Here is a 13532-nt window from a genome sequence, read left to right on the forward strand (position 1 = left end):
CTAATTTTTCTTCATTTTCCGGATGTACAATTAATATTCCCATGTTTCAAAATTACAGTTTTGTTTTTTTATTTAATTGTTATGATCACTAAATTCTCCAAATAAATACCGATAAAAGAAGCATTCAAACCCAACTTAATACAAAAGGTGCAAGTTAAGAACCTGCACCTTTTTGTATTTTATAAACAGTTTTAGCAATTCCTTAAACACCAATTTAAGGGAACACACTATAATAAGCTTTTTCCCAATCCTCGTTCTTTTTAAACGCTTGTTTTACATAAACAGATTCGGTAATGCCTTTGATGATTTGGTTGTTGATTTTGGCACCCCAACTTCTGTATGGGCGAACGGTATCAATCAATAATACCACACGTAAGCTGTCGGTTTCGTTCCAAACTTCGTGATTGTAGGTATCGTCGAAAAACACGGCTTTGCCGTTTTTCCAGTTGATGATTTCATTGCCCACACGCATCCGGCATTTGGTGCTTTCAGGCACAATAACTCCTAAATGTGTCCTTACAATTCCCTTAAAAATCCCCCGGTGTGCCGGAATATGTTTGCCCGGATATAAAATAGAAAAAAAACCGGTGAGCATTCCGGGAATGCTTTCTAAAACCTGCGTAGTTATCGGGCATTTCTCACAATTCTTTTCTGACTTGATACCGAAACCGTACAGGAAAAACGTTTTCCATTTATTGTCCTGGTTCAGTGCCTGCTCCTGCGGTTGGATGTCTTCGATGTTAGGCAAATGGTCATCGTGTTGCAGCAAAGCCGAAAGCTCGTTGCGGATGGCTTCCCAATTGTCTTCCAGTAATTTGGCCCAGTAAAAATCTTTGTTTGGAAGTACCGGTTTATTGCTCACCTTTGAAAATGGCCTCATCAACTTGCCTAGGCCAAGCAATACATTGTTCATCACCCGGAAAGTGATAAAATTCGTCAGTTTATCTTTTAACTTTTTCATGATCAATCAAACCTAAATTATGGTTAGGGATTTTGTAAATCAACAAAAAAGCGGTGATGGTTCCTGAAAAAAATTGTTGTAGTTGTGTAATTATTTTTACTCGAAATTGCCGGTTTATTTATAGGCCTGTCACTAAAAAAACACCGATAAAAGAAGCATTAGGTAATAATCAATAAAAAAAGCACAAACCCTAAAGTTTGTACCTTTTGAATAAAATATTACAGCGATTTCTAAGCCAGTTCAGCTTCTAAAGCAACCGCGCTATTGTCATTTACGGCAACAGATTTTACGGTTTTGATAATCCGGGCAGCAACCTTGTAAGGGTCGGCGGCCGAGTTAGGGCGGCGGTCTTCCAGGTAGCCTTTCCAGCCTCTTTCTACCGTTGCAAGCGGGATACGGATGGAAGCGCCACGATCAGAAATGCCATAACTGAAATCGTAAATAGAAGCTGTTTCGTGTTTGCCGGTCAAACGTTTTTCGTTGTCGGCACCATAAACTTCAATATGTTCTTTCACAACCGGACGGAAAGCTTCACAAATTTTATCATAAGCACCCTGGCTGCCTGCGGTCCTTAAAGTTGTATTCGAGAAGTTAGCGTGCATGCCAGAACCATTCCAATCCAGAGTGCCCAAAGGTTTGCAATGCCAGTTGATGGAGACATTAAATTTTTCGCCAATCCTTTCCAACAAATAACGTGCAACCCAAATCTGGTCGCCGGCTTCTTTGGCGCCTTTAGCAAAAATCTGGAATTCCCATTGCCCGGCAGCAACTTCCGAGTTAATGCCTTCCACATTTAAACTGGCATCCAAACAAGCATCTAAATGTTCTTCCACAATGTGTCTGCCGAAAGCATTTTGTGCGCCAACTGAGCAATAATACTGGCCTTGCGGCGCAGGATAGCCATTTACCGGAAAGCCTAATGGTTTGTTGGTTTCAGGGTTCCACAGAAAATATTCCTGCTCAAAACCAAACCAAAAATCGTTGTCATTATCATCAATCAAAGCACGGCCGTTGGAAGGGTGCGCTTTTCCATCCGAAGTCAATACTTCGCACATCACTAAATAACCGTCTTTTCTTTGCGGGTCTTTGCAGATAAAAACCGGTTTTAAGATACAGTCTGATGAACCTCCCGGTGCCTGTTCTGTTGATGAGCCATCAAAGCTCCAATTTGGGCAATCTTCTAATTTTCCACTAAAATCTTTTTCAATCTTAGTTTTACTACGTAAACTTTGGGTTGGTTTGTAGCCATCCAGCCAAATGTATTCTAATTTTGCTGCCATAGTTGATTTTGCTGTCTATTATTAGTTAAAAGTGCTTTTTCAAAAACAAATATACTGTTTGCGAAAGTAAAGTTTAATTATTATCAATAAACCTACTTCTTTTTAAGAAAAAATTTTTAAAAACAGTATTATTTAATAAAATGATTATTTTTAAAAGAAGATAATCTATTTTTTAAGAAAATTGTAAATTAAATTTGGCCATAGAAAGACTTTATTGATTTAAAGGGTCAAAATAGTTTTAAAATAAAAAATAGTTGACCAATTTTTAGGTGATAAAAGAAGCATGGGCAATTTTAAAGTTCTTCGTCGTGCTGGCTTTGGTCTAATCCTACCAGTTCATCATTTAAACATACACGAAGCGGGCTGATGGCATTGGCTACACGCAATAAAATTATGGAACCAACAAATGCAAATATCGAAACACCAATCAGGGCAAGGATATGAACGAAGAACAAGTGTGTTTCTCCGTAAAAAAGACCGTTGCCAGTGGTATTTGCACTGTTTACCGCTTTGTTGGCGAAAACCCCAGTCAGCAACATGCCCATCATCCCACCTACGCCATGGCAAGGGAAAACATCCAATGTATCATCAATGCTGGTTTTAGAACGCCAGATGACCACCAAATTGCTGACTACGGCAGAAACAATACCAATAACCAGCGAATTTGGAACGGTTACATAACCGGCAGCAGGCGTAATGGCCACCAGCCCAACCACGGCACCAATACAGGCACCCATGGCCGAAGGTTTTTTCCCTCGCATCATATCAAAAAATATCCATGACATGGCTGCCGCGGCGGAAGCTGTGGTGGTGGTGGCCAAAGCTGTTGCGGCCAAAACGCTGGCGCCGCCGGCAGAGCCTGCATTAAAACCAAACCAGCCAAACCAAAGTAAACCAGTCCCTAAAATAACATAACTGATGCGCGCAGGGTTATGGTCGGGCGAATTGCGCTGTTTCAAATATAAGGCAGAGGCCAAAGCGGCCCAACCGGCAGACATGTGCACCACTGTTCCGCCTGCAAAATCCAATACGCCTGCTTTGTACATCAACCCATCCGGATGCCAGGTGGCATGTGCCAGCGGGGCATAGATAAACAGGATGAAAAGGCATAAAAAAATTAAATAAGAGTTAAAACGAATACGCTCTGCAAAAGCGCCGGTGATTAAAGCAGGTGTAATAACCGCAAATTTAAGCTGAAACATGGCAAACAAAATAAGCGGTATCGTAGGCATTGTTACAAACGAGCTGTTGCCCAATGTGCCCCTCATCATAAAAAAGGTTGCCGGGTTGCCGATAATGCCATGAAAATCAGCACCAAAAGCCAGGCTAAAACCACAAACAACCCAGATTACCGTAATCAAGCCCAGGCAGACTAAGCTTTGAAGCATGGTAGAAATAACGTTTTTTTTACGTACCATTCCTCCGTAAAAAAAAGCGAGCCCTGGTGTCATTACTAAAACCAAAGCGGTAGAAATTAAAAGCCAGGCCGTATCTCCGGTATCAATCTTACTGTTTTTTACATCAGTTAAATCAACAGAACCAAAAAGCAGTGCGGCTGCCATTACAATAAGTAGCAGGATAAATGGTAACGTTTTTTTCATTATTATAAGTTATATCAAAAATTAATGCTGCAAGCTATTATATTTCTGGCAAAAAAACTGTTATTTGTAGTTTTGATATTCTTTTTACAAGATTTGTAACGATAAAAGCAGTAATAGTTGTTCATTTTGTACAAATTAGCAAAAAGGCGGCACTTATTTTACGAAGATTGAAACGAAAGCACGGTTTTTATTTAGTACATCAGCTAAAGCCGGCACAATTATCAATTGTTGTTGTTGTATGATTGTATTAAAACCCAAAAAACAATGGTAAAAAAAGCATTTCTGTTTCCGGTTCTTTTCGCGGTGTTAACGGCTTGTGCCCAACCAAAAACCCGGCAAAGTTCCATTTATACTATTAAAGAAGCCACAGCAGACGGAACCGGAAAATTTTATTTCGGAAGGGAAATTGCCGCCGTAATGGGCGCGGCAGGGGCGGATTGGCTGGAGCGAAACAACCGCCAGCAGGAAGAAAATACGGCTTTGGCCATCAATAAACTGCCGATAACTGCAACTTCTGTGGTAGCCGATATTGGCGCCGGGACCGGTTATTACACGTTTCGTATCGCCAAAAAAGTACCGCAAGGCAAAGTTTACGCCGTTGAAGTGCAGGACGAGTTTGTCCGCTACCTCAACCAAAAGAAAAAAGAACTGGGCCAGCAAAACGTTGAGGTGATTAAAGGAACAGCAACTTCGCCCAATTTGCCTGATGCTTCGGTTGATATGGCCATTATGGTAGATGTTTACCACGAATTGTTGTACCCGCACGAAGTTTTGCAGGCTTTGCGCAAAGCTTTGAAGCCGGGCGGGAAATTGCTTTTGCTGGAATACCGGGCGGAAGACCTTAAAATAGAAATTAAAGAACTGCACAAACTTTCGGTTGCGCAGGCAAACAAAGAACTGGCGGCAAACGGGTTTAAATTGTTCCAGCGGAGTGAATTTTTACCGATCCAGCATTTTTTGCTTTACCAGAAAGTGGATTGAAGCTTTTATTAGACCAAAACATCAATGCTTCTTTTATCGCATAAAAATCAGTGTATTTTCCTGTTTTAAAACAGAAGTTGTTTAAACTTTTTGTTCAGGTATTAATCCTTATGTTTTTTTAAACATAGAAGCGAAACACACCTCTTGCCCCTCTCGAGAGGGGAAATATGGAGCCTACCTTTTTAACGATGGAAAGGTAGCAAACTGTGCTTCCCCTCTCGAGAGGGGTTAGGGGTGTGTCCTTTATCAAATTAAACAAATAATAGGATGATGGCAGTTAAAAGTTTAAACAACTTCACAATCAAAAACTACTTTTCGAGGTTTAAACTTTATGAATTACAGATTATTTAAAAATGTACAAGTAGCCGAAGTCGGGCTTGGAACATGGCAATTGGGCAGCACAGATTGGGGAAATGTGGGCGAAGAAGAAGCCATGCAAATTTTGCAAACTTATGTTGATGCCGGCGGCAATTTTATTGATACGGCCGATGTTTACGGAATGGGCGTTAGCGAAAAACTGATCGGCAAGTTTTTGAAAACGCAAACCAAACCAATATATGTAGCCACCAAATTAGGCCGCCGCTCGGATGCCCCAAATGGCTGGCCTCAGAATTTTACTTATGATTTGATGCGGAAACAAGTCGAAGATTCGCTGCAGCATTTGAGGCAATCGCATTTGTTTTTGGAGCAGTTGCATTGCATCCCGACCGAAGAAATGCGTGCCGGGAAAGTGTTTAAATACCTGGCACATTTAAAAGACGAAGGCTTAATTTTGAATTGGGGTGCAAGTGTGGAAACCTCGGAAGAAGCACTGCTTTGTTTGGAGCAGGATGGCCTGGCTTCATTGCAAATTATCTTCAACCTTTTCCGGCAGCACGTTGCTGATGAAATATTTGAAAAAGCCAAAGCAAAAGGCGTGGCTATTATTGTGCGCGTGCCTTTGGCGAGTGGTTTGCTAAGCGGAAAGTTTGACGAAAACACGCAGTTTGAAGAAAAAGACCACCGTAATTTTAATGCCGATGGCCAGGCTTTTAATGCCGGCGAAACTTTTTCGGGGATTGAGTTTAAACAAGGCGTAAAGCTTTCCAAAGAAATCAAAAACCTGATGCCAGACGAGCAGTTGGCACAATGGGCGATCCGCTGGATTTTAGACCATCCCGAAGTTACGACGGTTATCCCCGGTGCATCCAAAGTTTCGCAGGTAAAAAGCAATGTTGAAGCTTCTGCGCTTCCGCCTTTGTCCAAGGAAATCCATCAGCAATTAAGGAAATTGTATGATGAGGAAATTTTTGGTTCTATCCGCGGGCATTTTTAGGTTTCGTCGGAAAGTCCCATTTCTGCCTTCTCGACCACAAAGAGAGAAATCTTCTTTCAACCAAAATAAACAACCACTTTGAAGAGGATTTCTCCCTTTGGTCGAAATGACAAAAAGCAAAACGGCAATGCTTCTTTTACCACCTGTTTTTAAGTGTTGATCAGCTTAAACCCATCGCCATCAAACAAACCTAAATCGCTTAGTTTTAAATGCGGAATTACCAGCAAAGCCATGAAACTCAGTGTCATGAAAGGGGCGGAGAGCTGGGATCCCAAGTGTTTGGCCAACGCATCAATTTCGGTGTAGGATTTTGCAACTTCGTACCCGTCTGCGGCACTCATCAACCCGGCAATTGGCAGCGGCAAAACTTTTTCCAAACCTTTTCCAACACAACTGATGCCGCCTTGTGCTTCAATAATTAAATTTACGGCTTTGCAAATGCTTTCGTCATCGGTGCCAACCGCCACAATATTATGGCTGTCGTGCGCAACAGATGATGCCAGCGCACCCGTTTTCAAACCAAAATTTTTGATAAATGCTTTGGCAACCGGTGCCTCGTGGTAGCGGTTTACCACGCAAATTTTTAATACATCTTTTTCCAAATCCGGTTCAACAAAGCCATCCTTCACCGGTAGTTCGGTTTCGGTTTTGTTGGTGATCAATTGTCCGTCAAGCGCTTCTATTACCGTAACTTTTTGTTTTTCTGCCGAAGGTTTTTCTGCCGGAAAAGCAAAATCTGCCGGTGTTTTTTTTAGGCAGTTAAAGTTGTTGATGTTTTGCGAAGCTTGTATTTCAATTTTACTTTCACCGTTTTCGGCAACTAATTCTCCGTCAATATAAGTCTGCAAAACTTCAAAACCGTTTAAATCGTTTAAAAGGATAAAATCTGCCGGGCCGCCAACCTGCAATTGTCCGATGTCTAATTGATAATGCGAAACCGGATTGAGACATGCTGTTTTTAGCACCTTAAATTTGTCAATACCGGCAGCAACGGCGCGGGCGCAAAGCTGGTTAATATGGCCAGCAACCAAACTGTCGGGATGTTTGTCATCGCTGCAAAACATAGTTTGATCGGAATGTTCGTGCATCAACCCAACCAAAGCGTCAAAGTTTTTGGCGGCACTTCCTTCGCGGACCAAAATTTTCATGCCGAAACCGAGCTTCTCCAACGCTTCTTCCGCAGTAAAACATTCATGGTCGGTACTTATCCCTGCTTCAATATATTGCTTGGCCAAATTTCCGCGCAAACCTGGTGCATGTCCGTCTACTGGCTTTTGATTTTTTCGGGCAGCTTCCAATTTCTGCATCACTTCCGGTTCTTGGTTAAGCACACCCGGAAAGTTCATCATCTCGCTCAAATATTTGATTTCCTTTCGCGAAAGCAAATCCTCTACTTCGTCCGCATTTAAAACCGCGCCTGCCGTTTCAAAAACAGTTGCCGGAACGCAGCTTGGCGCACCAAAATTAAATTTAAAGGGAACGGTTTTTCCATTTTCGATCATAAACTCTACGCCGGCCAAACCGCAAACATTGGCAATTTCGTGCGGGTCGCTTACCGTTCCAACCGTTCCGTGCACTACGGCCAATCGTGCAAATTCGGAAGGGATCAGCATAGAACTTTCTATGTGTACATGCGCATCCACAAAGCCCGGCGTTAAAAACGGAAGTGCCGATGCTTCTTTTACCGGTACTTTTTTGATGTCGTGGATCAAACCGTCCTTCACCGTCAGTTCGACCAGATATATTTTTTCTAATAAAATATCAACAAACTGGGCGGTAAGGGAAAAAAGCATAGGATGGGCAGCAAAAATCTCGGCGAAAATACGAATAACGGTTTATGCCGATGGCGTTTTTAATTCGGCCAATTGCTCAAAAAGCTCTTTTTCTTCCGCTGATAAATTCTTCGGCGTTTGGATAACAACGCGGACGTAAGCATCGCCAAACGTTTCCGGGTTTTTATAATGCGGCATGCCCAAACCTTTTAAACGGAAAGTTTTATTGCTGTCGGTCCCTGCCGCAATCGTCATGTTTACCGTTTTGCTGATGCCTTGAACGGCAATTTTCCCGCCCAAAACAGCTGTATATAGATCAATTGGCTGGTCAAAATACAAGTCGTTTTCCTTGCGTTCAAACTTGTTGTTTGGCAAAATGTGCATTGTGATCAGCAAATCACCGTTTGCGCCGCCATTCCTTCCCGGTTCGCCTTTGCCTTTCAATCGCAAAAGCTGGCCTTCGCTTACGCCGGGCTTCAGTTTCATGTTCACTTTAGAATCGCCGATGGTTACCTGCCGGGAAGCGCCATGAAAAGCTTCTTCCAGCGTGATGTGCATTTCGGCCATCAAATCTTCGCCTTTTGATGCACGCCTGCCGCCGCCGCTGGTTCTTCCGCCTGCGCCCGGCATTCCTCCTCCGCCAAAAATACTTTCAAAAAAATCGGAAAACTGGCCGCCGCCGCCATAAAAATCTTCTGTAGAAAAACCGCCTGCGCCACCGCTGCTCCGCCTGCCGCCGCCGCCCGGACTGCCACCGCCATAATTGGCATAGCCGCCGGCCTGCTGGTAATTTTGCCAGTTTTCGCCCAGCTCGTCGTATTGTTTGCGCTTATCGGGCTTGCTCAACACCTCGTTTGCTTCGTTTGCCTCTTTAAATTTGGCTTCGGCAGCTTTATCGCCCTGGTTTTTGTCGGGATGGTATTTCACCGCCAGTTTGCGGTAAGCTTTTTTAATTTCGTCCTGCGTTGCCGTTTTGCTTACGCCCAAAATTTTATAATAGTCTTTATATTCCATTGTTTTTTGCTGATGGTGGTTTTCGCCTTCTGTTTCAAAAGTAAACAAAACCTGAAACTACGGCCTGCTTTTGAAACAGATACCTGTTTAATTATTAGCCTTGCTTTGGATAAACATTTTAAACGTTTGGCAGTTTTGTATAGATAAAAGAAGCACGGCAAAATCTGGTGCTTAAACTGTAAACTTAAAAAATAAACTGCCATGTCCAATCAAAATCAATCCAATCAGTATCAAAAACCGGATGAAAACGGTGCAGATAAAAAACCTTCTGTGTATAATGAACAACACGGTATTGGCGAAAATGACGAAAACCATACCAGCGGCGGCTATATCCATTATGATGATGTTGAAGATGGGGAAAGTTCGCAAAACTCAACTGCCGGACAAGACGGCGAGGATGTGCACACCAATAACGAGGGGGGAACAAGCAGTGGCAGCGAGTAAAACTATTCTTTTTAAAACTTCGATGAAATGCGCCGGTTGTGTTGCATCAGTAACGCCAGGTTTGGATGCGTTAAAAGAAGTACGAAGCTGGAAAGCCGATGTAAGCGGCGCAGAAAAAACTTTAACCGTTGACGCAGAAGAAACCGCCATACCCATAGTGGTTGCGGTTTTAGAGAAAGTCGGATTTAAGGCGGAACGGATTTCGTAGTTTGTTTTTTTGTTTGGACTTCAAGTTTTGTCAAAACCGACAAAAATCTTGAATGAAACTTGGATGATTTTTAGGTGGTAAAAACAGCATGCTGTTTTTACCACCTAAAAATCATTATCAAAACAAAGTTGGCGGCCCGCTTTTAATCCTGCCCAAATGTTTGTAAGCAATTTCGGTGCATTCGCGGCCGCGGGAAGTGCGCATCAAATAGCCTTCCTGGATCAAAAACGGTTCGTAAACTTCTTCAATTGTGCCTTCTTCTTCGCTTACGGCGGTGGCGATGGTTTTCAGGCCAACCGGCCCGCCTTTAAATTTATCAATAATGGTCGAAAGGATTTTGTTGTCCATTTCGTCCAAACCGTGTTCATCCACGTTTAATGCATTCAGCGCAAATTTGGCAATCGGGATGTCAATCGTTCCGTTGCCTTTGATCTGGGCAAAATCCCGTGTTCTTCTTAATAAAGCGTTGGCAATACGTGGCGTTCCGCGGCTGCGGCGGGCAATTTCGTAAGCGCCTTCTTCGGCAATCGGTGTTTTTAAAATTTGTGCCGAACGAAGGATGATGGTGGTCAATAACTTCGCATCGTAGTATTGCAACCGGGCGTTGATGCCAAAACGGGCGCGCAGAGGAGCCGTTAACAAACCGGAACGTGTAGTAGCGCCAATCAGCGTAAAAGGGTTTAGCGAGATTTGAACCGAACGCGCGTTTGGGCCGGTTTCGAGCATGATGTCAATCTTGTAATCTTCCATTGCCGAGTACAAATATTCTTCCACCAACGGGCTCAAACGGTGGATTTCATCAATAAACAAAATATCGCCGGATTCAAGATTGGTCAATAAACCGGCCAAATCGCCAGGTTTATCCAAAACCGGGCCGGAAGTAATTTTGATACCGGCGCCCATCTCGTTGGCAATAATGTGCGAAAGCGTGGTTTTCCCCAATCCCGGTGGGCCGTGCAGCAACACATGATCCAATGCTTCGCCGCGCATCCGCGCCGCCTGAACAAAAACGCTTAGGTTTTCCAGTATTTTTTCCTGTCCGGTAAAATCTTCAAAAACCTGCGGCCGCAGCACTTTTTCGATTTCTTTTTCTACCGAAGAAAGATGGTCAGGGTTTGGGTCGAGGTTTTGGTTCATTTACCAACAAAATTAGTATTTTTTATTGGAAGGGAAGCGCGAAAAATGTAGGCTTGTTTAAATATTGTTCGGTTTATTTTCGATGCTTCTTTTATCTCATAAAAAACATTGGTTTTGAAGTTTTTGGCATTCTTTCATAAAAACAGAAACAAGGCTTACAAGCACAAAAGCGGCATTATGATTTTCTGCTTTTATATATTTCATTGCCGTTGGCTTCAGCCAACGGATAAAATAAAGGCAGCAGCGGGCTTCAGCCAAAATTCATTTATATTATTTGGCTAAAGCCAATTCCAGAATTCATGGCTACCCGTTGGCTAAAGCCAACGGCAATGAAAAAAAATAGTATAAAATCGTTTTTAAAAAGGCACAGAAAAGCATCAATGAAAATTGACCGATAAAAACAGCATCAGTTGTTTTGCAACGTTTTTGTTTTTTTGGATTTGGTGTTTTGCGGATACTTTTTAAACCAACTGCTGGCCTTCATTTTCACCACGCCCAATATAGCTTCCTGGAATATTTTGGTTGACATTTTAGAAACGCCTTGCCTGCGGTCGGTAAAAATGATTGGCACTTCTACCACTTTAAAACCGTGTTTGATCGCCGTAAATTTCATCTCGATCTGAAAAGCGTAACCCACAAATTCGATCTTGTCTAATTTGATGGTTTCTAAAACCTTGCGCCGATAACATTTAAAACCGGCAGTGGCATCTTGAACGTCAATCCCGGTAATAAAACGGACGTAAACCGAAGCAAAATAACTCATCATCACGCGGCTCATGGGCCAGTTGATCACATTAACGCCGTTGATGTAGCGCGAGCCGATAGCCACGTCCGCGCCATCAACGCAAGCCTGGCGCAAGCGCAAAAGGTCGTCCGGGTTGTGCGAAAAATCAGCATCCATCTCATAAATAAAATCGTAATGACGCGCAGTTGCCCATTTAAACCCGAAAATGTAAGCAGTTCCTAAACCTTGTTTCCCGGAACGTTCGTGCAAAAATAACGTGTCGGGATAGATCAGTTGAAGGTTTTTAACAATTTCTGCTGTTCCGTCCGGAGAGCCGTCGTCAATTACCAGCACATGAAAATCGTGCATCAGCGAAAATACTTTGTGCAAAATGCGTTCTATGTTTTCGCGTTCGTTGTAAGTAGGTATAATAACAAGACTGTCGGGCACGTGGAAAAAGCTGGTTTTATAAATGAATGATCTGGTACAATTTATTCTTAAACTATTGGGTTATCGGGATGGATTTCCTGAGTTTTATCGCCTTTGATATCCAACCCGTCGCCAATATGTTGTTCAACTAAGTAAGCCTTTTCTGTAATCCTCGGGCTTACAAGCAGGAATAGGACAAAGAAGAAAAGCATGATCCCGACGAACAGCCAAAAGTATTTTTCGTTATCTGCAAAAGCATAAAACAAGCCGCCTTTTGAACGGCCCACATTAATTATGGTGGTAAAAAAAGTACCGACAGAGTAAGTTAAATACCAAATCGCCGTCATCGTGCTTTTCATGGAAGGCGGAGATTGCGTATATGCATATTCCAAACCCGTAATCGAAACCATTACTTCTGCTGCTGAAAGCAACAAATAAGCAAATATTTGCCACCATACAGAAGGGTGCATTCCTAACTCAACCTGGCGTTGCAACAAAGCAATGATGACGAAACTTAAAGCGGTTACAAAAAGGCCGGCGCCGATTTTACGTAAGGAAGTGAGCTTAATGCCCATTTTTTCTACTAACGGGTAAACGCCATAATTAAAAACCGGGATCATCAATAAAAGGAAAATAGCATTGGCAGCTTGAACTTGTGAGGCTAATAATTTTATGCCGAAAATGCCCAAGTTCAAATCCAGCTTATCGGCTTGCAAGGCCCATTCGGATTGGTTCATGTCCCACATTCCCCAAAAAATTGGGATAAAGGCAAAAACCGACATCACACGCCAAACGGCTTTCATGGCATCAACTTTTTGTACGCCATATTTGGTTTCGGCAATTTGCCACGCAGTTTTGGTTTTGTCTTTGTTGCTGAAATAAGTCCTCAGCACAAAGAAATTAATGCTGATAAAATTGTCTTTTTTGATGCCTGTTGGCGGAACTTTTACATAACGTTTGTTGCCGGAATAAAAAATAACGGTTGCCAAAGCCATCAAAATCCCGGGGACGCCAAAGGCAACCGAAGCGCCGTAATTTTTATACAAAACCGGGATCAGCAAAATACTAACTGTTGAACCGGCATTTATGCTAAAATAAAACCAGCCGTAAATACTGCTCATCAAATGCTGGTTTTTGTGGTCAAACTGATCGCCAACGTTGGCCGAAACGCAAGATTTAATGGCACCGGCCGCAAAGGCGATCACCATCATTCCGGTAATAAAACCAGGCAAACTTTGGTCAAATATAGAAAGTACAAAATGGCCGAAAGTGTAAATGATAGAACCGATCAGGATAACGCGGTATTTTCCGAAAAACCAATCGGCCAAGATTCCTCCTAAAACCGGCGTAAAATAAACCAAGGTAGAAAAAGCATGCGTGTAAGCGTTGGATTTTGCTTCCGCTTCGTTTGTTAGGTTGGCCAAACCATGCGGGTTAAAAAACTGATGGACCAAAAAGATGGCCAGGATGCTGCGCATGCCGTAAAAACTAAACCTTTCGGAAAATTCGTTGCCAATTATAAAAGGTATGCTGCGCGGGATCCTTGCTTTTTTTAACGACGTAGATTCTACTATAGACGTGTCTGGCATGTGTTGGATTAGATTTTTTCTAAATTAAAGCAAAATTGATGATAAAAACATGCGTTTTTTAACATTTAACAATTCAT

12 protein-coding genes are annotated in these 13532 nt (G+C 42.5%); 4 read left to right on the top strand and 8 right to left on the bottom strand.

Annotation, left to right across the window (positions count from 1 at the left end):
* Positions 1-214: 214 nt before the first annotated feature.
* From V5804_RS00660 to V5804_RS00670, 3 genes are all read right to left on the bottom strand, one after another.
* The gene (locus V5804_RS00660; RefSeq protein WP_369589443.1) at positions 215-961 is read right to left on the bottom strand and encodes an aspartyl/asparaginyl beta-hydroxylase domain-containing protein; all 747 of its coding nucleotides are present in this window, start codon (positions 959-961) and stop codon (positions 215-217) included.
* Positions 962-1191: 230 nt separating this feature from the next.
* Positions 1192-2241: a glutamine synthetase beta-grasp domain-containing protein gene (locus tag V5804_RS00665; RefSeq protein WP_369589444.1), complete on the bottom strand. Its 1050-nt coding sequence runs from the start codon at positions 2239-2241 to the stop codon at positions 1192-1194.
* Between the two features lie 293 nt (positions 2242-2534).
* A complete protein-coding gene (locus tag V5804_RS00670) occupies positions 2535-3842 on the bottom strand; it encodes an ammonium transporter (protein WP_369589445.1) in 1308 nt (435 codons plus the stop codon).
* Positions 3843-4106: 264 nt separating this feature from the next.
* Between V5804_RS00670 and V5804_RS00675 the strand changes: the two genes are divergently transcribed.
* Positions 4107-4823 carry a class I SAM-dependent methyltransferase gene (locus V5804_RS00675; RefSeq protein WP_369589446.1) on the top strand — a complete coding sequence of 239 codons (717 nt, stop codon included), beginning with the start codon at positions 4107-4109 and terminating at the stop codon, positions 4821-4823.
* A 331-nt stretch (positions 4824-5154) separates the two neighbouring features.
* Positions 5155-6138 carry an aldo/keto reductase gene (locus V5804_RS00680; RefSeq protein ID WP_369589447.1) on the top strand — a complete coding sequence of 328 codons (984 nt, stop codon included), beginning with the start codon at positions 5155-5157 and terminating at the stop codon, positions 6136-6138.
* Between the two features lie 149 nt (positions 6139-6287).
* On the opposite strand, the gene ade is transcribed toward V5804_RS00680, so the two are convergent.
* Positions 6288-7931, bottom strand: coding sequence for an adenine deaminase (gene ade / locus V5804_RS00685; RefSeq protein ID WP_369589448.1), 1644 nt, complete (start codon positions 7929-7931; stop codon positions 6288-6290).
* Positions 7932-7973: 42 nt separating this feature from the next.
* Positions 7974-8924, bottom strand: a complete 951-nt coding sequence (locus V5804_RS00690) for a DnaJ C-terminal domain-containing protein (RefSeq protein WP_369589449.1) — start codon at positions 8922-8924, stop codon at positions 7974-7976.
* A 201-nt stretch (positions 8925-9125) separates the two neighbouring features.
* Here V5804_RS00690 and V5804_RS00695 point away from each other — a divergent pair, with 201 nt between their 5' ends.
* Positions 9126-9368 carry a hypothetical protein gene (locus tag V5804_RS00695; protein WP_369589450.1) on the top strand — a complete coding sequence of 81 codons (243 nt, stop codon included), beginning with the start codon at positions 9126-9128 and terminating at the stop codon, positions 9366-9368.
* Positions 9355-9576 carry a heavy-metal-associated domain-containing protein gene (locus V5804_RS00700; protein WP_369589451.1) on the top strand — a complete coding sequence of 74 codons (222 nt, stop codon included), beginning with the start codon at positions 9355-9357 and terminating at the stop codon, positions 9574-9576. The genes V5804_RS00695 and V5804_RS00700 overlap by 14 nt, the downstream gene beginning before the upstream one ends.
* A 117-nt stretch (positions 9577-9693) precedes the next feature.
* Here V5804_RS00700 and ruvB read toward each other — a convergent pair whose 3' ends face one another.
* The 3 genes from ruvB to V5804_RS00715 all read right to left on the bottom strand — a co-directional run bounded on the left by ruvB (position 9694) and on the right by V5804_RS00715 (position 13455).
* Positions 9694-10713 (bottom strand): Holliday junction branch migration DNA helicase RuvB, encoded by a 1020-nt coding sequence (gene ruvB / locus V5804_RS00705; RefSeq protein ID WP_369589452.1) that lies wholly within the window; start codon positions 10711-10713, stop codon positions 9694-9696.
* 406 nt (positions 10714-11119) lie between these two features.
* Positions 11120-11887, bottom strand: coding sequence for a polyprenol monophosphomannose synthase (locus V5804_RS00710; RefSeq protein WP_369589453.1), 768 nt, complete (start codon positions 11885-11887; stop codon positions 11120-11122).
* Between the two features lie 47 nt (positions 11888-11934).
* A complete protein-coding gene (locus tag V5804_RS00715) occupies positions 11935-13455 on the bottom strand; it encodes an MFS transporter (protein WP_369589454.1) in 1521 nt (506 codons plus the stop codon).
* Between the last annotated feature and the right edge of the window lie 77 nt (positions 13456-13532).

Source organism: Mucilaginibacter sp. (assembly GCF_041088075.1).
In the GTDB taxonomy this organism is placed as follows: Bacteria; Bacteroidota; Bacteroidia; order Sphingobacteriales; family Sphingobacteriaceae; genus Mucilaginibacter_A.